The 24033-nt window shown below is 72.3% G+C and carries 21 protein-coding genes; 14 read left to right on the forward strand and 7 right to left on the reverse strand.

Annotated features, from left to right (window positions below):
- Positions 1–15 precede the first annotated feature (15 nt).
- On the reverse strand, positions 16–1311 hold the full coding sequence (locus BLR04_RS13330) for a bifunctional cytidylyltransferase/SDR family oxidoreductase (RefSeq protein WP_090763503.1): 1296 nt from the start codon (positions 1309–1311) through the stop codon (positions 16–18).
- 111 nt (positions 1312–1422) lie between these two features.
- Between BLR04_RS13330 and BLR04_RS42310 the strand changes: the two genes are divergently transcribed.
- From BLR04_RS42310 to BLR04_RS13360, 6 genes are all read left to right on the forward strand, one after another.
- Positions 1423–2838: a CDP-alcohol phosphatidyltransferase family protein gene (locus BLR04_RS42310; protein ID WP_090763506.1), complete on the forward strand. Its 1416-nt coding sequence runs from the start codon at positions 1423–1425 to the stop codon at positions 2836–2838.
- Complete coding sequence (locus BLR04_RS42315) at positions 2835–3470, forward strand: DUF5941 domain-containing protein (RefSeq protein WP_090763509.1); 636 nt, start codon at positions 2835–2837, stop codon at positions 3468–3470. Before BLR04_RS42310 ends, BLR04_RS42315 begins: the two co-directional genes overlap by 4 nt.
- Before the next feature lie 75 nt (positions 3471–3545).
- Positions 3546–4280 carry a phosphocholine cytidylyltransferase family protein gene (locus BLR04_RS13345; protein WP_090763511.1) on the forward strand — a complete coding sequence of 245 codons (735 nt, stop codon included), beginning with the start codon at positions 3546–3548 and terminating at the stop codon, positions 4278–4280.
- Between the two features lie 29 nt (positions 4281–4309).
- Entirely contained in the window at positions 4310–5350 is a 1041-nt protein-coding gene (locus tag BLR04_RS13350) for an iron-containing alcohol dehydrogenase family protein (protein WP_176903073.1), read from the forward strand.
- Entirely contained in the window at positions 5328–6095 is a 768-nt protein-coding gene (locus tag BLR04_RS13355; RefSeq protein ID WP_090763516.1) for a CDP-alcohol phosphatidyltransferase family protein, read from the forward strand. The genes BLR04_RS13350 and BLR04_RS13355 overlap by 23 nt, the downstream gene beginning before the upstream one ends.
- A gap of 181 nt (positions 6096–6276) precedes the next feature.
- Positions 6277–7161 carry a glycosyltransferase family 2 protein gene (locus tag BLR04_RS13360; protein ID WP_090763519.1) on the forward strand — a complete coding sequence of 295 codons (885 nt, stop codon included), beginning with the start codon at positions 6277–6279 and terminating at the stop codon, positions 7159–7161.
- A gap of 1 nt (position 7162) precedes the next feature.
- On the opposite strand, the gene BLR04_RS13365 is transcribed toward BLR04_RS13360, so the two are convergent.
- The 5 genes from BLR04_RS13365 to BLR04_RS13385 all read right to left on the reverse strand — a co-directional run bounded on the left by BLR04_RS13365 (position 7163) and on the right by BLR04_RS13385 (position 13625).
- The gene (locus BLR04_RS13365) at positions 7163–7879 is read right to left on the reverse strand and encodes an acetoacetate decarboxylase family protein (RefSeq protein ID WP_090763522.1); all 717 of its coding nucleotides are present in this window, start codon (positions 7877–7879) and stop codon (positions 7163–7165) included.
- A gap of 72 nt (positions 7880–7951) precedes the next feature.
- Positions 7952–8914, reverse strand: coding sequence for a glycosyltransferase (locus BLR04_RS13370; protein ID WP_090763524.1), 963 nt, complete (start codon positions 8912–8914; stop codon positions 7952–7954).
- Positions 8915–8970: 56 nt separating this feature from the next.
- Positions 8971–10089, reverse strand: coding sequence for an acyltransferase family protein (locus tag BLR04_RS13375; protein ID WP_176903061.1), 1119 nt, complete (start codon positions 10087–10089; stop codon positions 8971–8973).
- Between the two features lie 249 nt (positions 10090–10338).
- On the reverse strand, positions 10339–11985 hold the full coding sequence (locus BLR04_RS13380) for an LCP family protein (protein ID WP_090763529.1): 1647 nt from the start codon (positions 11983–11985) through the stop codon (positions 10339–10341).
- A gap of 185 nt (positions 11986–12170) precedes the next feature.
- On the reverse strand, positions 12171–13625 hold the full coding sequence (locus BLR04_RS13385; RefSeq protein ID WP_245740226.1) for a hypothetical protein: 1455 nt from the start codon (positions 13623–13625) through the stop codon (positions 12171–12173).
- A gap of 371 nt (positions 13626–13996) precedes the next feature.
- Here BLR04_RS13385 and BLR04_RS13390 point away from each other — a divergent pair, with 371 nt between their 5' ends.
- The 3 genes from BLR04_RS13390 to BLR04_RS13400 all read left to right on the forward strand — a co-directional run bounded on the left by BLR04_RS13390 (position 13997) and on the right by BLR04_RS13400 (position 18060).
- Entirely contained in the window at positions 13997–16003 is a 2007-nt protein-coding gene (locus BLR04_RS13390) for a glycosyltransferase family 39 protein (protein WP_090763535.1), read from the forward strand.
- 63 nt (positions 16004–16066) lie between these two features.
- Entirely contained in the window at positions 16067–16996 is a 930-nt protein-coding gene (locus BLR04_RS13395; protein ID WP_090763538.1) for a glycosyltransferase family 2 protein, read from the forward strand.
- A 2-nt stretch (positions 16997–16998) separates the two neighbouring features.
- Positions 16999–18060, forward strand: a complete 1062-nt coding sequence (locus BLR04_RS13400; protein ID WP_090763540.1) for a glycosyltransferase family 4 protein — start codon at positions 16999–17001, stop codon at positions 18058–18060.
- On the opposite strand, the gene BLR04_RS13405 is transcribed toward BLR04_RS13400, so the two are convergent.
- Positions 17961–18920 (reverse strand): lysylphosphatidylglycerol synthase transmembrane domain-containing protein, encoded by a 960-nt coding sequence (locus tag BLR04_RS13405; RefSeq protein WP_090763542.1) that lies wholly within the window; start codon positions 18918–18920, stop codon positions 17961–17963. The genes BLR04_RS13400 and BLR04_RS13405 overlap by 100 nt on opposite strands.
- Positions 18921–19000: 80 nt before the next feature.
- Here BLR04_RS13405 and BLR04_RS13410 point away from each other — a divergent pair, with 80 nt between their 5' ends.
- The 5 genes from BLR04_RS13410 to BLR04_RS13430 all read left to right on the forward strand — a co-directional run bounded on the left by BLR04_RS13410 (position 19001) and on the right by BLR04_RS13430 (position 24021).
- Complete coding sequence (locus tag BLR04_RS13410) at positions 19001–19828, forward strand: class I SAM-dependent methyltransferase (RefSeq protein WP_218128874.1); 828 nt, start codon at positions 19001–19003, stop codon at positions 19826–19828.
- On the forward strand, positions 19825–20763 hold the full coding sequence (locus BLR04_RS13415; RefSeq protein ID WP_245740227.1) for a lysylphosphatidylglycerol synthase transmembrane domain-containing protein: 939 nt from the start codon (positions 19825–19827) through the stop codon (positions 20761–20763). The genes BLR04_RS13410 and BLR04_RS13415 overlap by 4 nt, the downstream gene beginning before the upstream one ends.
- 94 nt (positions 20764–20857) lie before the next feature.
- Positions 20858–21970, forward strand: a complete 1113-nt coding sequence (locus BLR04_RS13420; protein WP_090763544.1) for a glycosyltransferase family 4 protein — start codon at positions 20858–20860, stop codon at positions 21968–21970.
- A 32-nt stretch (positions 21971–22002) separates the two neighbouring features.
- On the forward strand, positions 22003–23082 hold the full coding sequence (manB, locus tag BLR04_RS13425; protein ID WP_245740228.1) for a mannose-1-phosphate guanylyltransferase: 1080 nt from the start codon (positions 22003–22005) through the stop codon (positions 23080–23082).
- Between the two features lie 42 nt (positions 23083–23124).
- Positions 23125–24021: a DNA-3-methyladenine glycosylase family protein gene (locus BLR04_RS13430; protein WP_176903062.1), complete on the forward strand. Its 897-nt coding sequence runs from the start codon at positions 23125–23127 to the stop codon at positions 24019–24021.
- The last annotated feature ends 12 nt before the right edge of the window (positions 24022–24033 follow it).

A 24033-nucleotide genomic window follows, 5' to 3' on the forward strand; every position in this document is an offset into this window, starting at 1 on the left:
GTACTAACCCGCAGGTCAAGCGGCGTCCACGCCACCGTCTATGACTTGTCCCGTCACGTCGGAGATGAGGATGTCCAGCGAGGTCTGAGCGGTGAGGACCGGAGACGAACCGGTATTGACGCAGTTGACCCGAATGCCGTCTGCGGCCCATTCGCGGGCAAGTGCCCGGGTCAGCGCGGCCACCGCGGCCCTGCACGATTCGTGCAGCGCCCCCGAACCTGGCGGCACCACCAGCAGCAGGCTCTCGCGCAGGTGGGGCCGGGCGGCGCGGGCCGCGTTGAGCGCCCCCAGGTGGACGGCGGCCACGGCGTCGGCGAGCAGTTCGCCGCCGACCCCCGCAAGGCCGCCCGCCGTGCCGCCTGCGTCTGCCGCGACGATGACGTGGTCCACGGGGCCGCCGTCGTCGAGCGCCTTGGCCACCGACGCGAACTCCTCCACCCGTACGCCGTCGGCCGCCGACAGCGTACGCACCCCGGCGCCGCACGCCGCGGCCTGCCGTGCCACCTCGCCCGCCACCTCGGACCCGCCGAGCACCACGAGCGACCCGCCGGCGAGCGCGCCCCTGTCGCCCACCGGGACGGCGGCCGGCAGCCGGAACAGCAGGTCGGCGATGTGCAGGTCGGCCGGATGGGTGACCTTGATGTTGTGCTCGCTGCCCGGCACGAGGTGGATCGGCACGTCCGGCAGGTAGCGCAGCACCACGCCGCAGTCGTCGGTGGCGGGCCGGTCGGCGAAGCCCGGATCGGCCATCGCCCGCTCGTACGCCTCGCGGATCACCGACAGGCGGAAGCACTGCGGGGTCTGGCTGCGCCGCAGCCGCGACCGGTCGAGCACCTCACCGATGACCTCGCCGCCACCGTCCGGCGCCGGCTCGGCCACGAGGACCGTGTCGGAGCTCGGGATCGCCACGTTGACGGCCGTACGGGTCCGCAGGGCCTCGACGCACGCGCTGATGATCTGCGGCTCCAGGAGCGGGCGTACGGCGTCGTGCAGGAGCACGTTGCACTCCTCGTCGCCCAGCGCCAGCAGCGCCCGCCACGTGCTCTCGGTACGGCTCGCGCCGCCGTCGACGACCTTGCTCACCTTGCGGTAGCCGCCCTCGGCCACGATCTCGCGCACCCGGTCGGCGTAGCCGGGCGTCATCAGCACGACGATCTCGTCGATCTCGGGCGCTGCCTCGAACACCGCGAGCGAGTGCTCGATGATCGTCCGTCCGGCGACCTCGACGAGTTGCTTGGGCGTGGCGAGCCCGACCCGCTGCCCCACGCCGCCCGCGAGGAGCACCCCTACCGACCGCAGCCGTGAATCCATACGGGCAGCGTAACGGTGCCGTTCCGTGATATCGCGAGGACCGGTCGCTACGCTGTGCCTACGCACCCCCCAGTCCACGCGCTCCACCCCGACCGGGAGGAGAACCGCGCTTTGCCCGACTCACTGACGCACGGCAGCACGACCACGTCGGCGGTGCTGCTCGCCACGACTCCCGCAGGAAAGCTCCTCAGCGGCGACGGCACCCTGTTCGACCGGCTGAACGACCAGCTCACGACGCTGCCCGTCCGTGACGTCCACGTGGTGCGCGAGGGCGGCCTCGGGGCCGACCTGCGCGGCGTCGCCGCGATCGCCCGCGCGGCCGGCGGCGCGCTCGCGCTGCTGCCCGCCGACCTGGTCGCCCACACCGAGGCGCTCGCCACGGTGCTCGAACACCCGGCCCGCGGCACCTGCGCGCTGGTCTCGCTCGACGCCGCGGCCACGCCCACGCGCCCGCCCCTGCGCGTGGAGAGCGGCAAGGTCGTCACCGCGGGCAGCTCGTTCCACGCCGTGCCCGAGCCGAACGCCACGTTCCGGGGCGTCCTCCAGGCAGGGGAGGCCGACCTGGCCTGCCTCGCCGACGTCGCCGAAGAGCTGGCCGAGCTCGCCGACGCGGGCAAGCTCGGCCCCGTCACACCGGTCGAGGCGGTCGACCTGCTGCTCGTGGGGCTCGTCAGATCGGGCGTCGCGGTGCGCGCGGCGAGCGTCGGACGCCTGCACGCCGACCGGGTGACCGGCCAGCTCGCCGCCGACGCCGCCGTCGCCCGGCTGGCCGAGGTCGACGAGGACGAGGTCAAGCTCGACGCGTGCGTCAAGGAGGACGACGGCTTCTTCGCCACCTTCTTCGTCTCCACCTGGACCCGCCACCTGATCACGTACCTGGTGCGGTTCAAGGTCACCCCGAACGCCGTCACCGGCTTCTCGGTCGCGCTGGCCCTGCTAGCGGCCCTCTGGTTCTCGGCCGGGGGGCAGGGCGCGCGGGTCGTGGGGGCGCTGCTGCTCTACCTGTCGTTCGCGCTCGACTGCCTCGACGGGCAGCTCGCCCGCTACACCCGCATGTTCTCGCCGCTCGGAGCCTGGGCCGACGGCATGGGCGACCGCCTCAAGGAGTACGCCGTCTACGTCGGTCTCGCCATCGGGTACGGCGTCACGGGCATCTGGAACCTCGCCGCCGCCGCCATGATCCTCCAGGTCGTACGGCACGCCGTCGACTACACCTACGCCGGCGCGGTGGCCGACGCCGGCCGGGTCGGCGCGGCGTGGGGCAGGCCGGCGCGCTCTCTCCTGGAGTCGCGCGACCTGCGCGGCTCCCCGCCGGGCGTGCTGCGGTTCGCCCAGCGGCTCGAGCGCGACACGGTCGCGCGCTGGCTGAAGAAGGCCATCGTGCTGCCCATCGGCGAACGCATGGCGCTCATCGCCGTCACCGCCGCCGTCTGGAACGCGCGGGTCACGTTCCTCGCGCTGCTCGGCTGGGGCGCCGTGGCGGTCCTCTACCAACTGTCAGGACGGATCGCGAGGTCGGTACGGTGACCACCGTTCACATGACGCCCGTCCCCACCGGCACCGTGGTCGCCTACCGCGACGACGGGCCGCTCTCGCGGGCCATGGGCATGCTCGTGGCGGGGCAGCTCCCGCCGCTGCCGCCGGCGGTCGCCGGCACGTTCGTCACCGGGGTGCTGCTGGTCATCGGCGTGGCAGGGGCCGACGGGCTGGCGGTGTTCGCGCCCGCCGTGACGCTGCTGCTGGCCGGGCCGGGCAGCTCGCACCCCCACGACGGCCGGCTCGACTGGCTGGTGCCGCCGATCCTGCGCCTCATCGAGTACACCTTCATCGCGGCCTGCGGCTTCGCCAACGGCGTGCCGCCCGTGCTGGTCTTCGTGCTGCTCGGCGCGCTCGCCTTCCACCACTACGACCTCGTCTACCGGCTGCGCCAGCGCGTCTACCCGCCGCCGTGGCTGGCCACGGCCGGGCTCGGCTGGGACGGCCGGATGATCGTCGTCTCGGTGTTCGCCCTCGCCGGCTGGCTGACCGGCGGATTCGTGCTGCTCGCGCTCTACCTGTGGGCGATGTTCGGCTGGGAGAGCCTCACGTGCTGGCTGGCCGCGCCCGCGACGGGCGTCGAGGCCGACACGTCGGCCGCCGAGCCAGGAACGCAAGAGTAACGGCGGATTACCCGCAGAAGTGCCAAAGGCGAATACTCTTTGGGCCTACAGAGACGCTCGACTGAGGAGTGCACGTTGCTGGGAATGGTGCTGGCCGCTGGGGCCGGACGACGCCTGCGGCCGTACACCGACACCTTGCCCAAGGCGCTGGTGCCGGTCGACGGTGAGACCACGATCATGGACATCTCGCTGCGCAACCTGGCAGAGGTGGACCTGCGCGAGGTCGTGATCGTCGTCGGGTACGCGGCCCAGGCCGTGCACGAGCGCAAGGAGGAGCTGGAGAAGCGGCACGGCGTCAAGCTCACCCTCGTCCACAACGACAAGGCCGAGGAGTGGAACAACGCCTACTCCCTGTGGTGCGCCCGCGACTACTTCGCCCAGGGCGTGCTGCTGGTCAACGGCGACACCGTGCACCCGGTCTCGGTCGAGAAGACGCTGCTGTCGGCCCCCGAGACGAGCGACGTCCTGCTGGCCGTCGACAACGTCAAGAAGCTGGCCGACGAAGAGATGAAGGTGACGCTCTCGCCCGAGGGCTCACTGCGGCGCATCACCAAGCTGATGGACCCGGCCGACGCGTACGGCGAGTACATCGGGGCCACGCTCATCCGGCCCGGCGCGGCCGAGCGCCTGGCCGACGCGCTGAAGGCGACGTACGAGCGCGACCCGCAGCTCTACTACGAGGACGGATACCAGGAGATGGTCGAGCGCGGCGAGGCCATCCACGTCGCTCCCATCGGCGAGGTCGACTGGGTCGAGGTGGACAACCACGACGACCTGGCCAAGGCCCGCACGATCGCCGTCCGTTACTGAAGGATGCGCGGATGCCGCTTCTAGCCAGGATGCTTCCTGCCCCCCTCACCATGGACGTGAGACGCGGCGCGGTCGCGCAGCTCGGCGCTTTGCTCGCCGACAGCCGCGTCGCCACCTCCGGCCGGGTCGCCGTGGCCGTCGGTCCCGGCCAGGGCGACCACATCGAAAGCCTGATCGCCCCCACCCTCGACGAGGCGGAGGTCTTCCGGGTCGCCGACGGCTCGGTCGACGCGGCCGTCTCGCTCGGCGCCGACCTGCGCAAGGGCGCCTACGAGGTCGTGGTGGGCGTCGGCGGCGGCAAGACCATCGACGCCACCAAGTACGCGGCCTCGCTCGCGGGCATCCCCATGGTGGCGGTCGCCACCAACCTGTCGCACGACGGCATCTGCTCTCCCACGGCCTCCCTCGTCTACGAGGGGGGCAAGGGCACGTTCGGGGTGCCGATGCCGCTCGCCATCCTGGTCGACCTCGACTTCGTGCACAACGCGCCGAAGTCGCTGGTCAGGGCCGGGGTGGGCGATGTGGTGAGCAACCTGTCGGCGATCGAAGACTGGCAGCTCGGCAACGTCGAGCGCGGCGAGCCCATCGACGGGCTGGCCTGCTCGATGTCGCGGACGGCCGCCGAGGCGCTGGTCGGGCGCACCGACTCCATCGAGTCCGACGCGTTCCTCACCGTACTGGCCGAATCGCTGATCCTGTCGGGCATGTCGATGGTCATCGCCGGGTCTTCGCGGCCCGCGAGCGGTGGAGATCATGAGATCCTTCATGCCGTGGATCAGCTCTTCCCCGGCACCTCCAACCACGGCGAGCTCGCCGGCATCGGTGCCGCGTTCTGCTTCTTCCTGAGAGAGGACGAAGCCAGGGTCAAGCAGGTCGTCGACTGCCTGCGCCGGCACCAGCTGCCTGTCGTCCCCGGCGACATCGGGCTGAGCGGCGAGCAGTTCGCCGAAGCCGTCGCGCTTGCCCCGGCGACTCGTCCCGGCCGTTACACGATCCTCGAGCACCTGCGCATGCAGGACTCCGAGATCCGCGATCGGGTGGGGGACTATGTCCGGGCCTTCGGTAGCTGAGCTGCGGCGGGTGGCCCAGCCGGCCGGCCACCTCGAACGCAGGAACGGCGAACACTGGGCGGGCGTGCTCTACATGCGCCGCCTGTCCATCTACGTGACCTGGTTCCTGACCAAGACCCCGATCACGCCCAACCAGCTCACCTGGCTCATGACCGTGGCGGGCGTCGTGTCCGGGGTGGTGCTGGCGCTGCCGGGGCTGTGGGCCGTGGTGCTCTCCGCCCTGCTCGTCCAGATCTACCTGCTGCTCGACTGCTCCGACGGCGAGCTGGCCCGCTGGACGGGCAAGACGTCGCTGACCGGGGTCTACCTCGACCGGGTGGGCGCCTACTTCACCGAGGCGGCGCTGCTGGCCGGGCTCGGCTGGCGGGCGTCCGAGGTGCTGCCCGACTGGTACACCGTGCTCGGCTTCGCCGCCGCGCTCGGCGCCATCCTGATCAAGGCCGAGACCGACCTCGTGGACGTCGCGCGCGCCAAGGGCGGGCTTTCGTCCGCGAGCGAGGCGTCCGTGGCGCAGTTCCGGTCCGGGCTGCTCGGGCTCGCCCGGCGGATCGTGGGGGCGACGAAGTTCCACCGCATCGTGCAGCCCGTCGAACTGTCGCTGCTCGCGCTGGTCGCGGCGGTGATCGACGCGGTGCGGGGCGACCTGATGGCGACCCGCGTGCTGGTGGTCGCCTGTGTGATCGCTGCCGGGGTGCAGACGGTGCTGCATCTCGTCAGCATCCTGGCCTCCCGGCGACTGGCGTGATCGCGCGGGAACCGCGGGACGCCCTCGTCCGTCGTATTGATCGGACGTTCGGCGTTCGGTGGGGGTTCACTGCCGGTTCCGATACGCTTAGCTTCACCATCCAGACCATGCAGACCAGCAGACTCGGTGATCATGAAAGTATGCTCCGCTCGTGTCCTCAACGCGTCAGGACGATGATTCGTTGAAGATCTCGTGCGTCATCCTCACCATGGGCAACCGGGTCGCGGAGCTGAACCGGGCGGTCGAGTCCGCGCTCAACCAGGTCGACGGCGACGTCGAGGTGGTGATCGTTGGCAACGGAGCCGACGTGCCCGACCTGTCGGCGACGCCACCCGAGGGCTCGGCCGCGGTCGTGAAATCGATCCGGCTCGAGCAGAACACCGGCATCCCCGCCGGCCGTAACCGTGGCGTCGAGGAGTGCTCGGGAGACGTCGTGCTCTTCCTCGACGACGACGGCTGGTACGCCGACCGCAAACTGGTCTCCCACGTGCGCGAGCGGTTCGCCACCGAGCCCGACCTCGCGGTCATCTCCTTCCGGGTGATGGACCCGGAGGGCGGCATCGGCCAGCGCCGCCACGTGCCGCGGCTGCGTGCCGGCGACCCTCAGCGCTCGTCACCGGTTACCACGTTCCTCGGCGGCGCCTCGGCGATCAGGCGTTCGGCGTTCCTCCAGGTGGGCGGCCTGCCGGAGAAGTTCTTCTACGCCCACGAGGAGACCGACCTGGCCTGGCGGCTGCTGGGCGAGGGCTACCGCATCGAGTACGACGCCGAGACGGTGATGTACCACCCGCAGGTGCCGCCGACCCGGCACGCCGACTTCTACCGGCTCAACGCCCGCAACCGGGTGTGGCTGGCCCGGCGCAACCTGCCCTGGCCGCTGGCCGTCCTCTACCTCGTCAACTGGGTGGTGCTGACGCTCGTCCGCGAGCGCGGCGCCGGGGGCGCGCTCAAGGCCTGGTTCACGGGCTTCGCCGAAGGGCTGCGCACGCCGGCGGGCGAGCGGCGGCCCATGGCGTGGGCGACCGCGTGGCGGATGGTCAAGCTGGGCCGTCCGCCGATCGTCTGAGTCAGATCGCGTGGGCCTCGCCGAAGACCAGTTCGGCGTGGGAGATCGTGGCGGTGAACATCGCCCGCCGGGGCAGCCCCAGCTCGCTCAGCTCTTTGGCGATCGGGTGGTTGCCCAGGCGGATCAGCGCGCCGCCGGGGCGCGCCCGCGCGCCGCGCACGCGTACCGACCAGGGCAGGTGTCGGGTGACGCCGTCGCGGTGCGTGTAGACGTCGGGCGGCGCCATGGCCGTCAGGCCCGGCGCCGGCACACCTGGCCTGATCAGCAGGTCGAGCACCAGCCTGCCGTCCTTGCGCAGCACGCACCGCTTGTACGGCGACCGCAGCCGCAGGTCGATGTCGGCCAGCTCCTTCGGGAACCCCCACAGCGCGCGCCCCGCCTCCAGGGTGAACTCCTGGTCGACGGGCAGCCAGTGCACGAACAGGCCCGCCTGCCGCAGGTCGGCCAGCCCCTGCTGGGAGCCGGTAACGCCCGGCCGGCGGACGAGGAACGCCATGCCGAACTCGTGGTAGGCGCCGAGGTCGCCGTCACGGTAGTCGACGAACAGCAGCGCGCAGACGGCCTTGCCGGGCAGCGCCTCCACCACGTCGAGCCCGGAGTAGGCGAGCACCGCGCGGGCGGCGTCGGCGCGTACCGGGTAGAAGGCGGCGCAGACCTCGGCGTCCCGCACCCGTACGGGCATGACCACCGTCCGGCCCTGGATGAGATGCGATGCCATGTTCCCAGTACATCAACCTCCTGGCCGTGTCGCCATCTCCGCCCGGTGCTGTGTGGGTGAGCCGCGTCCTGCTCAGACGGCCAGGGCGTGGGTGGTGACGCCGGCCCACGACTCGGCCTGGGTGACGAACGCGTCGGCGTGGTCGGGCCAGTGGTGGCGCAGGCGCGCCTCGGCGTGTCCGAGCGCCCCGAGCCTGACCCGGCGCGCCGGGTCGGCCTTGAGGTCGAGGACGGCGTCCAGCACGGCGTCCACGTCGAGGGGTACCACCAGGCCGCAGCCGGAGTGCTCGACCAGCGGCGCTCCCGGCGCGGTCGTGATCACCGGGATCCCGCGGCCCATGTAGTCCATGATCTTGGTGGGTGGGCGGGCGACGGTGTCGCGGGCCAGCGACAGGCCGGCCAGCGCCCCCTCGGACATGCGCAGAGCGTGGCGGTTGGGGACGTACCCGAACCAGTCGAGCAGGCCCACCCGCTGGGCGTCGCGCAGCAGCGGGCGCACGGCGGGGTCGGCCGCGCCGATGAGGTCCATCCGGATCCCGTACGGGCGCAGCCGCTCGGCCAGGCCGACCAGCTCGTTCGCGCCGGACTCGGCCGACAGGCGGCCGATGTGCACGACCCGCGCCTCGCCGGGTAGCGACGGGCCGGACGCCACCAGGGTGGCCTCCGGCACCACGGAGGGCGTGATCACCCGGTGCCGCCGCTCGGCGCGGGCCAGGCGGCGGGCGGCGACGGGCTCGCGTACGTCCCAGACGACGGGAGGGCGCCGGTGGGGCAGGGCCCGCAGCAGCCGGCGGTCGTGGACGATCAGCACGTCGGCGTCGCGCAGGCCGCGCCTGAGCGCGCCGCGCGCCTTGCCGTACGAGGCCTGGTACGGCACGTCCACCGGGGTCACCCGCATGGCGGGGGTCACGTTGAAGTGCGTGAAGGGCGCGACGTAGGTCACCTCGTGACCGGCGTCGAGCAGGGCCCGGATCTGCCGATGCATGATCCGGGCGTCCTCGGGGTGATGGACGGTGGTGGCGACACAGGCGCGCATGTGTCGATGGTGCGCTCCGACCAGGTCACCGGCGTTAATGCGGGGGGAACTGCCGCTTAACTTCGGGCAGGCCGCCGATACAGCCACGTCAGGCGCGGCTCCAGGACCCACTTGAAGACGCTGCGGGTCTGCGGCAGGCACAGGATGATGGACAGCGCGAAGCAGGACGAACTGATCGCCAGCACGCCGAGCGGCCCGTGCAGCCAGGGCAGCTTCAGCCAGCCCATCTCCTTGGCGATCAGGACGGGGATGCCGTGCAGCAGGTAGCAGTAGAGCGTGCGGGTGCCGAGGTCGGTGAACCAGGTCTCCTTCCTGGGCACCAGGGCGAGCACCGCGACGCTCAGGGCCAGCGCGCACACCAGCAGGCCGGTGCGTACGCCGAGGCCCATGTACCAGGACAGGTGGAGGTCGTCGTAGCTGCCCTTGTAGTAGAACGGCGCGACCGGCGTGCGCGTGGAGGCCACGTAGATCGCCACCGCCGCCGCGCCGAGGATGACGAACACGCCGGCGACCTTGATCCAGAGCCGGTTGAGCATCTCGAAGTGCTCGGGCTGCAGCACCAGGCCGATCACGAAGAACGGCATGAGGCCGAAGAAGCGGTCGAGGCTGAAGTCGCCGTTGATCTGGGAGAACCCGGCGAACAGGTAGATCGCGATGGCGACCGGCACCGGGTGCTTCATCCGCTTCCACACCGGCGTGGAAAGCCGCCAGAACAGCAGCGCCACGAGGTACCAGTTGAGCCACGCCGGGTCGTCGATCGACAGGCTCCACTTCTGGCCCAGCGACCAGCGCAGCGCGGCGTACCCGAACTCGACGACGACGTACGGGATGAGCAGCGTGTCGACCAGCTTGTTGACCTTGGCGGTCGAGTTGTGCGCCCAGAAGTTGCGCGACAGGTAGCCGCTGATCAGCACGAACAGCGGCATGTGGAACGTGTAGATGAAGATGTACAGCGACCTGGCGGAGTCGGTTCCGAGCGTCGGCACCAGGGAGTGGCCGATCGGCACGAGCGCGATCAGCAGGAACTTGACGTTGTCGAGGAACGGGTCGCGCTTGCGCGGCGCCGGCTCAGGCTGCGGCTCGGGCTGTGCGCCCGGCTCGGCGGTCGGGGCGGGCGCGCCCACGTTGATGCCGTTGGGGTCGGTGGATGAGCCGAAGTAGCTGCCCTGTGGCAACGGCCACCTGGCCCCTGTGTCGGTGGGACCGTCGCCGACGGGCCGGTGCGGGGGCGTGAACGGTGGGGAGGATCTGGTGTCAGACACAGGGGAAGTCGCTCAGCTTCGGTCGGGGCCGGGGGTCTCGACGGCGGCGCTTCCAGCGGACGTGTGCCACTGTTTCGCGCCGCGTCGCCGACTCGCAACAGAGTAGTGCCTTTGTCGTTCCCCTCGCCCCGGAACGCCCGGTTACACAGCCAACTTGGAGCCTCAGGTGCAGACGTTCTTCTGCTCGGACGCGGTGATCGTGCTGTCCTTGACGCTGTCGGGAAGCTTGGTGACCTTGACGGAGTCGAAGTCCTCACCGATGACGAGCTGCGTCACCGGAGTGCCCTTGGCCGGCGCCGTGACGCCGGACGAGTACGTCTGCGGGCCCACCGCCGCCACCTTGCCCTGCTGGGTGCCCGGCTTGGGCAGCACCGCACCGGCCAGCGTGGTGGCACCGGCCACGGCCACGTCGGCCGCCTTGGCGTAGTGGATCTCGGTCTTGGCCAGGCTCTGGCCGTCGGCCGCCTCGAAGTTGCCCAGCCCGACGACGTTGAAGCCCTCCTTGGCCAGCATGTCGGCGACCTCGCGGGCCCGGCCGGGGGTCTTGGTGCCGTTGAGCACCTGGACCTTCACCTGCTCGGGCTTGACCGTGACCTTGGGCGTGTTGTTCGCCGCGGTGGTCGGGGTCGGCTTGACGACCTCGGTGTCGGTCCTGATGGCGGCGAACAGCTCCTTGGCGTCGGGGTCCTTCCAGACGACCCGGTTGGGGTCTTCCGCGTCGGGCTGCCACGGCACCGTGGTGAACTTGACGCCGTTGGCCGTCATCGCCCTGGCGCTCGTCGCGATCTGGATGAGCTGCTCGGTGTCGTTGGCCAGCTCGGGGTCCATGGTGACCGAGCCGGCGGCGGCGGCGATGAACTCGCGCAGCCGTCCGACGTCGGTGAGCAGCTCACTGCTGGTGGCCTTGGCGACGACCTTGCTCAGGAAGATCTGCTGGCGCTTGATGCGCTGGATGTCGCTGCCGTCGCCGTAGTGGCGCAGGCGGACGTAGCCGAGGGCCTTCTCGCCGTTGAGCAGGCTCTTGCCGGGCGGGAGCACCAGCTTGGACGCCTTGTCGTTGACGCCCGACTTCAGGCAGATCTCGATGCCGCCGAGCGCGTCGACGATGTTCTTGAAGCCGCTGAAGTCGACCTCGACGAAGTGGTTGACGCGGATGCCGGTGAGCGTCTCGAGGGTGGAGATCGTGCATGCGATGCCACCCGAGTTGTACGCCGAGTTGATCATGTCGCGGCGCGCGGGCATCTCCTGCTTGGTGGCCTCGTTCTTGCAGCGCGGGATCTGCACCAGGGAGTCGCGCGGGAAGCTGATCAGCTGCGCCTTGTCGCGGTTCGGCGAGATGTGCATGAGGATGATCGTGTCGGTGCGCTTGCCGCCCGCGTCGGCCGCCCGGGCGAGCTGCTGGCCGTACCTCGCGTTGCCCGCGCCGGCGCGCGTGTCGGAGCCGACGAGCAGGACGTTCAGCGCGCCCGTGTCCGGCGGACGCGGGTTGATGATGTCCTCCTTGACGCTCTTCTCCTTGATGTTGCCGAAGGCGTCACGGTAGAGGGTGTACGCGGTGAGCGCGCCCGCCACCATGACCGAGGTCATGCCGATGCTGACCCAGGCGAGCACCCGCATCTTGGTCTGGCCGCTGCCCTTGCCCCGGCCTGATCCTCCGCCGTCGCGGTGGCCGCGGGAACGGTCGTCGGGCGGCGGCGGAGGCGGGACGGCGGCGGCCGCCCGGCGGGCCATCCTGCTGCCCGGTTGCGTGCCGGCAGCGCGGTGGTCCCGTCCGTGATCGACTACTGGTCCGCCCCTGTAGTCACTCATACGCCCCTAGCCTCTTTCCCTCGCGCCTGATGCGCCGGCCCGGTCAGCTACGCGCCACGAGGCTAGGTCACGTACGGCGCGCCTCGAGCAACTACCGCGGAGATCGACCGTGACCCGGGCGTGATGTTTCCGCGGCAAAGCATACTCAGACCCGGACATTGGGTGGAATATCATCGCCAAACTCTTTACATTTTTCCGAACTGTCTTAGCATGTCGGGCCGTACACTGAGCGCCGCCGCGAGACAGGCCAAGGGGACGGCAGGCAGAACGTACCGGTAGTCGAACTCCGCCGCCGCCGCAGGTGTGATCAACAGCACAATGGCCGTCACCCACGGGACCGGCCAGACCGGCACGCCCGCGCGGCCGGTCCCGCGCCGCGTGCCGCGGCGCTTACGGCGCACTGCCGCCGCCACCGGCGGCACCAGCAGGATCCCCAGGAGCACCGTGCCGGGCAGCCGCGCGACGTCCTGGTACGCGCGCAGCAGCCCCGCGTACGGCTCGACGACCGTCGTGCCGATGGCGCCCCGCTCGTAGCGCTGGGCGTACTGCGCGCCGACCTGCGCCGGGTAGCGGCCGGGCGGTCCCGGCGCGGTCTCGGGGAACTGGTAGTAGGCGTAGATCTCGGCGTCGGGGTAGACCGGGCGTCCCCAGACGAACGTACGGCCCAGCTCCTGCAGCACGGAGGCGGCGTAGTCGAGCGGCTGGGCGGTGATCGCGCGCATGGCGAACCGGCCGGCCAGGTCGTCGTTCTCCTCGGAGAAGGTGATGCCGGGCAGGCGAACCAGCGGGGCGTCCTTGGCCCAGATGTACTCCTGCGAGGGCGGGCGCTGCTCGGGCGGTCGCGGGTCGCACAGGACGCGCAGGTCTGGCGGCGGGTCCATGACCGAGCAGTCGGCGAACGACATCGTGCGGGCGTACAGGAAGACGCCGTTCGCGCCCACGATGCCGACGCGCTGGTAGGTGGCGTGGAACCAGGCGCCGTACGCGATGACCGGGACCAGCGCGGCGGCCACCAGCACCGCCGCCGGCCTGATCCGGCCGCGCAGCGCGAACCACGCCGCCAGCACCACGATGAGCGGCTGGCCGACGGTCCTCGTGAGGGTCGCCGCCGCCAGCAGCAGCCCGACGGCGACGACGACGGACGTGCGGCGCGTCGTCGACAGCACCACGGCCAGCACGACCAGGAACATGAACAGCGTGTCGGAGACCAGCAGGTGCTCCAGCTCGACCTGGTAGGCGTCGAGCAGCACGGGCGCCGCCGCCAGCGTCGCCACCCACCGCGGCGCCCGCCGCGCCGCCCGGTACACCAGCAGCCCGGTCGCCAGGCCGAGCAGGTGCTGGACGAGCGCGACCGCGCCGAAGGAGTGCAGCGGCTCCAGCAGCTTGAGGAACAGCGAGTAGCCCGCGGGGCGGACCAGGTCGGGGCGGGGGTGGAAGACCGTGACGACGTAGGTGTAGGTGTCGGGGAACCACAGGGCGGGGCGGTAGCCGAGCATCGCCAGGGCGCGCAGGACCGTGCCTGCTGCCAGCACGGCGAGGAACCATCCGTGCCGCCGTGCGAGGTGCGCCGCGTCGCGCGGCACCCGTCGCCGGCCGCGCCCGCTGTTCGCCTCGTCCGCTGCCCTCGTCGTCCCGCTCACCCGTGCGCCCTCCGTGCCGCCTGCCTCACCTGGGTGTTCCCGGGCAGCCTCGAGTGGGGGAGGCGGCATCCCGGACGGCGGGGTCCGGGCGAGGAGAGGGCTTGGTTCGCGGCTCCGGCACGACGCGTACGGTACCGCCGTTTCCGCCCCACCCGCGCCCCACGGCCCCGCGCCCCCCGAGACAGCGGGCCTGCCCTCGCTCTTTTCCCATGGTGAGAGGTGCCGGCCCAGGACTCCCCGGCCCGCTGCTGTGGTCGCTGTCCTTCAGAGGGCGGGGGGTTCGGTGGTGGGGGTGGGTGCTCGCTCAGGTGTGTGCGGTGGTGGCCGTCCTGGTGGGGGTTCTCCGGTGGGTTGGATACGCTCGCTCAGCGATGGACGTGGATCGGTGTGGCAGGGAGTTCGCCGCGATCACCGTGCTGCCGGCCTTGGCCGTGGCGGGGTGGCTGACGGCAGGGCTGCCGTTGCTGATGCTCGGCCGGTTCGAGCCGGTGCCCGTCGCGCTGCTCGGCGTGGCGGCCGCCGTCGTGCTGGGCGCCCTGGGGACGCGCGGGGCGGCGACCGCGCTACGAGCCACGTTCCGTCAGGTCGCGGGTGTCGTGGCGGTGGCCGTGGCGTCGGGCGTGTTCAACGCCGTCATGCACAGCGAGCAGGTCGCCGTGCGGCGCGACCCGGCCACCTACGCCCAGTACGCCGCCTGGATCGCGGGGCACGGTTCGCTGCCCATCCCGGCGCAGGCCGAGGCGTTCGGCGGCCCCGACCCCTGGCTCAACTTCGTCACCATCGGCTTCTACGACGTCCACGGCTCGGTGCTGCCGCAGTTCATGCCGGGCGCCCCGATGCTGTACGCGATCGGCGACTGGCTCGGCGCGCCCTTCGTGGCGCCCGCCGTGCTCGGTGCGCTCGCCGTCCTCTCCGTGGCGGGCCTGGCCGCGCGGCTGGCCGGCCCGCGCTGGGCGGCGGTCGCCGCCGCGGCGTTCGCGGTGTGCCAGCCGGTCCTCTACACCTCCCGCACGACGTTCAGCGAGATCCCGTCGCTGATCCTGCTGTTCGGCGGCCTGTCCCTCGCCCACGACGCGCTCACCGGCACGTCGGGCCGCCGGTGGCGCGGCCTGCTGGCCGGGCTGGCGCTCGGCCTGTCGGTGCTGGTCAGGATCGACGGGCTGCGCGACGTGCTGCCCGCGCTGGCGTTCGCCGGCGTGCTGATCGCCATGCGGCGCTTCTCCCGGCCGGAGGGCGAGGTGGGTCCGCCGCTGCTCGCGGGGCTGCTCGCCGGCGCCGGGCTCGGACTGCTCGGCGCGTACGAGCTGGCCCGGCCCTACCTGACGTACCTGTCGGGGTCGGTGCGGCCGCTGCTGGCCATCTGCGCCGCGGTCCTGGTGCTGACCCTCGCCGGGACGCTCGCCGCGCCCGCGCTGGCCCGCGTCCGGCTGCCGCGATGGGCGCCCGCGGCGGGCGCGGGCCTCGTGGTGGCGCTCATGGCCGCCCTGTACGCCCGCCCGTGGTTCCAGACCGTGACCCGCGTGGCCGCCAACGCCGACGACCGCCGTACGGCCGAGATGATCCGGCAGATCCAGCGCGCCAACGGGCTGCCCCTCGACGGCGACCGTCTCTACTTCGAGCAGTCGCTGCACTGGGTCGTCTGGTACGTCGGCCTGCCCGCCGTCGTGCTGGCCACGGCCGCCGCCGCCGTGCTCGTGCGCCGCCTGCTGCGCGACGGCACGCCGTTCACCTGGCTGCTGCCGCTCGCGGTCGTGGGCTGGAGTACCGTCACCACGCTCCTGCGGCCCGAGATCACCCCCGACCATCCCTGGGCCGCCCGCCGCCTGGTGCCCGTCGTCATCCCGGGGATGGTCCTGCTGGCCGTACAGGGGCTGGCGATCCTGCGCGACCTGCTGCGGCGGCGCGACCCGAGGGTCCGTACCTGGGGGATGGCGGCGGCCGTGCTGCTCGTGCTGGTGCCGCCGGTCGTGACGTCGATCGGCACCGCCTTCACCCCGGTCGAGCAGGGGGAGGCGGCGGCGGTGCGGGGCATGTGCGACCGGCTGCCGCCCGACGCGTCGGTGCTGATCGTCGAGCGGGTCACGGCCGACCGGTTCACCCAGGTCGTACGGGGCATGTGCGGGCGTCCGACGGCGCAGGTCAAGCACGAGGACGGAGCCGACACCGCGCCGGAGGCCGAGGTGCGCCGTCTGGCGGAAAGGGTGCGCGCCGCGGGCCGCGTCCCCGTCGTGCTGGCCGCCGAGGAGGGGCAGGTCGCGCCGTACGGACCGGCGACGCAGGTCATGGCGCTGGTCACGAGGCAGGACGAGCGCTCCCTGCTGGAGGCCCCCGACGGCACCTGGTCGCTGCGCATGAACGTCTGGATGGCCGCTCTCTGACCAGGCGTACGGGGAAGCCGATGTGAGCCCGGTTCCCGGCCGGGCAGAGTACCCTCGACGCACGTGAGCACGCTTGAGACGCCCAAGAGTGGACCTGCCGTGGAAGAACCGCCGTACGTCACGATCGTCCTGCCTTGCTACAACGAGCAGGACCACGTCATCGACGAGGTCGAGCGCATCACCACGGCGATGGACTCCAGCGGCTACACCTACGAGCTGGTCGCCGTCGACGACTGCTCGACCGACGAGACGCTGGCCCGGCTCAAGCAGGCCGCGCCGCGCTTCCCCCACCTGCGCATCCGCGCCTTCCACCGCAACGGCGGGTCCGGCACCGTGCGCCGGATCGGCACGCAGGAGGCCAGGGGCGAGATCGTCGTGTGGACCGACGCCGACATGTCCTACCCCAACGAGCGCATCCCCGAGCTGGTGCAGCTGCTGGACAAGGACCCGTCGATCGACCAGGTCGTCGGCGCGCGCACCAGCGAGGAGGGCTCGCACAAGCTGCTGCGGGTGCCGGCCAAGTGGATGATCAGGAAGATCGCCGAGATGCTGGCCGGGCAGAAGATCCCCGACCTCAACTCGGGCCTGCGGGCCTTCCGCAAGTCGGTGGCCCGCCCCTACCTCAGGCTGCTGCCTCCCGGCTTCTCCTGCGTCACGACGATCACGCTGTCGTTCCTGATGAACCAGCACGACGTCCACTACATGCCGATCGGGTACGCCAAGCGGGCCGGCAAGTCGAAGTTCAGCTTCGTCTCCGACGCCTACCGCTACATCCTGCAGGTGCTGCGGATGATCATGTACTTCAACCCGCTCAAGGTGCTCATGCCGCCCGCGCTGTGGCTGGTGGGCATCGGCATCGCCAAGGGCCTGTGGGACATGGTCGAGCACCCGTTCTACTTCCCGGCCAACACTGTCATGATCTTCCTGTCGGGCCTGCTCATCGGGTCGGTGGCGCTGCTCGCCGACCTGATCGTGCGCTCGCGGGGAGAGTGAGGGTGCGCGTCGCCGTCGTCGGCCCCACCTACCCGTACAAGGGGGGCGGGGCGCAGCACACCACCGAGCTGGCGCACCGGCTCGCGGCCGGGGGCCACGACGTGGTCATCGAGTCGTGGCGGGCGCAGTACCCGTCGTTCCTCTACCCGGGGCAGCAGACCATCGACGCCCCCGAGGGCACGCCGTTCCCCGGCACCGTGCGCCGGCTCGACTGGCGGCGGCCCGACGGCTGGCTCTCCGCCGGGCGGCGGATGCGGGCGGCCGACCGCGTGGTGCTGGCCGTCCTGAGCCCGGTGCAGGTCCCCGCGTACCTCGGCATCCTGTACGGCGTGGGCCGCGCGACGCGCACGGTCGCGCTCTGCCACAACGTGCTGCCGCACGAGCGCAAGCCGTACGACGAGCCGTTGATGCGGGCGCTGCTCCGGCGGGTCGGCGGCGTGCTGACCCACTCCGAGGAGCAGGCCGGGCTGGCCAGGGGGCTGACCGGCAGGCCGGTACGGGTGGCGGCGCTGCCGCCGCACCTGCCCTCGACCACGGGCGAGCGGCCGGCGAGGGTGCACAGGCGGCTGCTGTTCTTCGGCATCGTGCGGCCGTACAAGGGGCTCGACCTGCTGCTGCGGGCGCTGCCGGAAGGCGTCGGGCTGACCGTCGCGGGCGAGTTCTGGGGCGGGCTCGACGAGACCCGGGCGCTGATCGACGAGCTGGGGCTCGGCGACCGGGTGGAGCTGCGTCCCGGGTACGTGCCCGCCGCCGAGGTGCCGGAGCTGTTCGCCGCGGCCGACGCGCTCGTGCTGCCGTACCGCCACGCCACGGCGAGCCAGAACGTCTGGCTCGGGCACGAGCACGGCGTGCCGGTGATCGCCACCAGGGTCGGCGCGCTGGCCGACCACGTCACCGACGGTGTCGACGGGCTGCTCGTCGAGCCGGGCGACGTCGGCGCGCTGCGCGCGGCCATCGAGCGGTTCTACGCCTCAGGCGAGCCCGAGAGGTTGCGGTCGGGGGTCAAGGCCGTCGATCCTGCGCCGTTCTGGTCGGCGTACACGGAGGCGCTGCTGGGCGCGTGACGGCCCAGCAGGAACGCGATGCCCGCGGCCGCGGCGTCGGCGAGCGTGAACGCCAGCCGCGACACGATCGCCACCGCGAGCGCCGCGGGCGTGCCGACGATCGGGCCGAGCACGAGCACCAGCGCGCCCTCCCGCACGCCGACGCCTGCCGGCACGACGACCGTGAGGATGCCGGTCGCCCACGCGAAGGCGTAGGCGCCGGTCGAGACGGTGTACAGGTCGGCCTGTCCGGCGAGCAGCCAGATGTGCACGCCGTACACGAGCCAGCCGAGCGACGTCCAGGCGACCGCGACGGCCACCGTACGGCCGGGCAGCACGCTCTCCAGCGGCTCCTTGCGGGCGACCCGAAGCGCCAGGTTGAGCCCCCAGGCGAGCACCTTGGGATGCAGGCAGACGATGATCACCGGGACGAGCAGCACGAGGTACCACGCCTCGCGCACCGCTTCGAGCGATCCCAGCGTGGCCGCGGCGACCGAGATCGCCACCCCGAGGTTGACGACCAGGCCGAGCGAGATCGTGGCGAACGTGCGCCGCGGCGGGCTGCCGTGGTCGCGGCCGAGGTCCATCATGGCCGCGTACGCCCACACCGCGCCCGGGATGTACTTGCCGAGCTGGCCCACGAACATGATGCGCCCGGCGACGCGTAGCGGCACGCGCGTGCCGAGCCCGGCGAGGATCTCGCGCCAGGCCACCAGCATGAAGAACTGGCCGAGCAGCACCGCGGCGAACGCGCCGAGCACCGCCCAGGGCGACATCGCGCCCACGGCGGCCGTGGTCTCGTGCCAGTTGCTCGCCAGGCCGTAGCCGAGGAAGGCGAGCGCGGCCAGGGCGAGCAGGACACGCGACAGCCGACGCAGCATTGGCTCAGGTTACGCGTGGTGCGCGGGGGAAGGCCAGACGAGGACCGCCGGCGGCCAGAAGGTCGGTACGGTGGGGAACCGTGGTGAAGCAACGGGTCGCGCAGCTCGAATACTCCGAGTTCCAGTCCGCCATGCTCGACGAGGACAAGCGCAGGAGGAAGGCCGCGAAGATCATCGCGGTGCTCGAACACTTCCACGGGCCGCTCGCGGGCCTGACCGTGGGCGACGTGGGCTGCTCCGCCGGCTTCATCGCGGACGAGCTGGCACGGGCGGGGGCGGGCCGCACGCTGGGCATCGACATCGACGTGCCGGGGCTGCGCAGGGCCGCCGACCGGTTCGGCGAGCGGGTGGCGTTCGTGTGCGGCGACGGCACGGCGCTGCCGTTCCCCGACGGCTCGGTCGACGTGCTGGTGTTCAACCACATCTACGAGCACGTGGTCGACCCCGACGCGGTGGTGACCGAGATGCGCCGGGTGCTGTCCGACGACGGCGTGCTCTACCTCGGGCTCGGCAACCGGCTCGGCATCATGGAGCCGCACTACAAGCTGCCGTTCCTGTCGTACCTGCCGGCCGGGGCCGCCGACCGCTACGTGCGGGCGTTCGGGCGGGCCGACCACTACTACGAGCGCTTCCGCACGCGGCGCGGGCTGCGCCGGATGCTGCGGGCCTTCCACGTGTGGGACTACACCCTGCCGGTGCTGGCGACGCCGACGAGGTTCGCCGGGGGCGAGCTGTTCCCCGGAGCGGCGGGCCGGGCGGTCAAGAGCGTGCTGGCGCGCACGCCGCGCCCGGTGCTGCGGCTGCTGCTGCCGCTCGTGCCGACGTACCTGTGGGTGGCGACCAAGACGCCGCGCGCGCCGGTGGGCGCCGCGCTGCCGCAGCCGCCAGAACGGGTGCGCCCGCTGTGAACGCGTCCGGCACGGCGGGGTCGCGCGAAGGCGTCGGAGAGCCCGTGAACGCCGCGCCGCCGGGGCGGCGCAAAACCGCGCGCAGGCTCCTGCGCGTCGCCTTCCTGCTCGTCGCGCTCGGCTTCGGCGGGTGGGCGGTGGCCGGCGAGTGGGACGCCGTGGTGGCCGGGTTCGCCCGGCTGTCGTGGGCGGCGCTGGCCGGGTCGCTCGTGGCGGTGGTCGCCGCGCTGCTCGGGGCCATGCTCACGTGGCGCACCCTGCTGGCCGACCTGGGGTCGCCGCTGCCGCTGCGGCCCGCGGCCAAGGTCTTCTTCGTGGGCCAGCTCGGCAAGTACATCCCCGGAGCGGTCTGGCCCGTGCTCGCCCAGATGGAGATGGGCCGCGACCTCGGCGTGCCGCGTTCGCGCAGCGCGGCGGCGTTCTTCCTGATGATGCCGGTCCAGCTGGCCACCGGGCTGCTGGTCACGCTGGTCACGCTTGGCCGGCACCGGTACGGCTGGCTGCTGCTGTTCGTCCCCCTGCTGCTGGTCCTGCTGGAGCCCAAGGTGATCAACGGGGTCATCGGCTGGGCCCTGCGCCGGATCAGACGCGAGCCGCTCGAACGCCCGCTCACCCGGCGCGGCATGCTGACCGCGCTCGGCTGGGCGGTGGCCGGCTGGCTCTGCTACGGCATCCACCTGTACTTCGTCGCGCCGCAGAGCGGGCTGCTGTTCGCCGTCGGGGCGTTCGCGCTGTCGTGGTGCCTCGGCATCATGACGTTCGTCGTGCCGGCCGGGGCGGGCGTCCGCGAGGTCGCCATGGTGGCGGTGCTCGCCCCGCACCTCGACCGGGGTTCGGCGATCGCGGTGGCGCTGTCCTCGCGCGTCGTCATCATCCTGGGCGACCTGATCTGTGCCGGATTGGCGGGAATCGCAGCACGACGCCGCTCGGTGTGATTTGGCCCACCTTTTAGGGGAGGCTGGTCATAAGGTGAAAAACAGAGGGGGGCGTCCACGCCCCACGTTGATCTTGAGGGGAGAAGATCTTCGTATGCCTCGAGTGCTCGTCGACGCGGCGGCGGTGCCCGCCGACCGCGGAGCCCTGACCCGCTACGTCGACGGACTGGTCGCCGGGCTCGCCCGGGCGGGAGCCGACCTCGCCGTGGTCTGCCAGCGCGCCGACGCCGAACGCTACGCGCGGCTCGCGCCGTCGGCCGACGTCATCACCGGCCCCGTCTCCATCACCCACAGGGCCTCCAGGCTCGCCTGGGAGCAGACGGGGCTGCCGCTGCTCGCCCGGCGCGCCGGAGCCGACGTGATCCACGCCCCCTACTACTCCATCCCGCTCGCCTCCGGCCTGCCCACCGTCGTGACGGTGCACGACGTCACCTGGTTCACCGAGCCCGACCGCAGCCCGCGGGCCTCGTTCTTCCGTTCGGCCACGCGTACGGCCGTGCGCGTGGCGCGGCGCGTCATCGTGCCGTCCAAGGCCACCCGCGACGAGCTCGTCCGCGTGCTGGACGCCGACCCCACCCGCATCGACGTCGCCTACCACGGCGTCGACCACACGCAGTTCCACCCGCCGAGCGACGACGAGGTGCGCCGGGCCGCCCTGCGCTGCGGGCTGCACGACCGGCCGTACGTCGCGTTCCTGGGCGCGCTCGACCCGCGCAAGAACGTCCCGAACCTCATCCGCGGCTTCGCGGCCGCCGTACGGCATCTGGAGAGCCCGCCGGCGCTGGTGATCGGCGGCGGCGTGCACGAGGCCGACGTCGATGCCGCCTGTCGCGAGGTCGAGGCGACGGTCAAGGTGGTGCGGCCCGGCTACCTGGGCGCCGCCGACCTGCCGGGCTTCCTCGGCGGGGCGCTCGTCGTGGCCTTCCCTTCGCGGGGCGAGGGGTTCGGGCTGCCGGTGCTGGAGGCCATGGCCTGCGGCGCGCCGGTGCTCACCACCCACCGCACGTCGCTGCCTGAGGTCGGCGGCGACGCCGTCGCCTACACCGAGCCCGACGCCGGCAGCATCGCCGCGGCGCTCGGCGACCTGCTCGCCGCGCCCGAGCGCAGGAGGCGGCTGCGGGAGGCCGGACTGGCGCGCGCACGTGAGTTCACCTGGGACGCCTCGGCCGAAGCGCATCTCAGCTCCTATCAACGCGCGATCGAATAGTTCGGTAACCTCACGGAGTGATGGAGAGCTCTTTGCCAGACCTCGAGGCGATCCTCCTGGTCGGGGGGCAAGGCACGCGCCTGCGTCCACTGACACTGGGCACGCCGAAGCCTTTGCTGCCGACTGCGGGCGTGCCCTTCCTGGCGCACCAGCTTGCCCGTGCCCGATCGTTCGGCGTGCGCCGGATCGTGTTCGCGACGTCGTACAAGGCGGCGATGTTCGAACCGGCCTTCGGCGACGGGGAGGCGTTCGACCTCTCCCTCGAGTACATCACCGAGCAGACGCCGCTCGGCACCGGAGGCGCCATCCGCAACGCGGCCGAGGCGCTGACGTCCGGTCCCGACGACCCGGTGCTGATCCTCAACGGCGACATCCTGAGCGGCCACGACATCGGCGAGCAGGTGCGGCTGCACCGCGAGCGCGAGGCCGACGTGACGCTCCACCTGACCGAGGTGGACGACCCGACGCGGTTCGGGTGCGTGCCGACCGACGAGACCGGTCGCGTGACGGCCTTCCTGGAGAAGACCCCCGACCCGGTCACCAACCGCATCAACGCCGGCTGCTACGTCTTCACCCGCTCGGTGATCGACGCGATCCCGCGCGGCGAGGTCGTGTCGGTGGAGCGCGAGACGTTCCCCGGGCTCATCGAGTCGGGGCGGCTCGTCCTCGGCTACGCCACCCGCACCTACTGGCTCGACGTCGGCACGCCAGCCGCGTACGTGCAGGGCTCGCGCGACCTGGTGCTGGGCCGGCTGGCCTCGCCCGCGCTGCCCGGGCCGACCGGCGAGCACCTGGCGCTCGAGGGGGCCGTGATCGCCTCCGGCGCCAAGGTGCTCGGGGGCACGACGGTGGGCGCCAGGTCCGTGGTCGAGGCGGGGGCCTCGGTCGTGGGCTCGGTGCTGAGCGACGACGCGGTGGTCGAGGCGGGGGCCTCGGTCGTCGACTCGGTGGTGGGTCAGGGGGCCCGCGTCTGCGCCGGTGCGGTGGTGCGTGACGCGGTGATCGGCGACGGGGCGATCGTGGGGCCGGGCAACGAGCTCCAGCACGGCGTACGCATCTGGCCGGGGGTCGAGCTGCCGGAGCGGGCGCTGCGCTACAGCAGCGACGTCTGACGGCCGTCCCCGAGCAGTCCCCGGCCGGGGCACACTTGACGGGTGGAGGAGCGCACCTGGATTCCCGAGGAGCCGCTCGACGTACGGCTGGCTCTGCAGCCTCACCAGCGCGGCACCGGTGACCCCGCCTGGCGGCTCGGTGCCGACGGCGCCGTGTGGCGCACCTCCAGGACCCCTGAGGGTCCCAGCACGCTGCGCGTGAGCGTCAGGGCCGGGGCCGTGCACGGGCACGCCTGGGGTCCCGGCGCGGGGTGGGCGCTGGAGACGCTCCCCGCGCTGCTGGGGGCCGACGACGACGTCTCGGGGTTCCGCGTCCGGCACGACGTGCTCGCCGAGGCCGCGCGCCGGCATCCCGGCCTGCGGATCGGGCGTACGGGACGGGTCATGGAGGCCCTCGTGCCCGCCGTGCTCGAGCAGAAGGTCGTCGGCCGGGAGGCGTGGCGCGCGTGGCGGTGGCTGCTCGCCCGTTACGGCGAGCCCGCACCCGGTCCCGCACCCGAGGGCATGCGGGTCGTGCCCGAGCCGGAGGTGTGGCGGCAGATCCCGAGCTGGCACTGGCACCGCGCGGGCGCCGAGGCCGTGCGCGCGCGGACGATCGCCACGGCCGCCTGGCACGCCGCCAAGCTGGAGGCGGCGGCCACCAGCGAGGAACTCGACCGGCTGCTGCGGGCGCTGCCCGGGATCGGCGTGTGGACGTCGGCCGAGATACGCCAGCGCGCCTTCGGCGACCCCGACGCGGTGAGCGTCGGCGACTTCCACCTGGCGAAGCTCGTCGGGTACGCGCTGACGGGGGAGAAGACCGACGACGCGGGCATGCTGCGGCTGCTGGAGCCGTACGCGGGGCATCGGCACCGGGCCACGGTGCTGGTGTGGCTGAGCGGCACGCGACCGCCCGCCCGGGGGCCGCGGATGCCGGTGCGCGACTACCGGTCATTCTGAGCCGGTAGGGAC

Origin of the sequence: Nonomuraea maritima (genome assembly GCF_900100395.1) — a bacterium.
Classification (GTDB): domain Bacteria; phylum Actinomycetota; class Actinomycetes; order Streptosporangiales; family Streptosporangiaceae; genus Nonomuraea; species Nonomuraea maritima.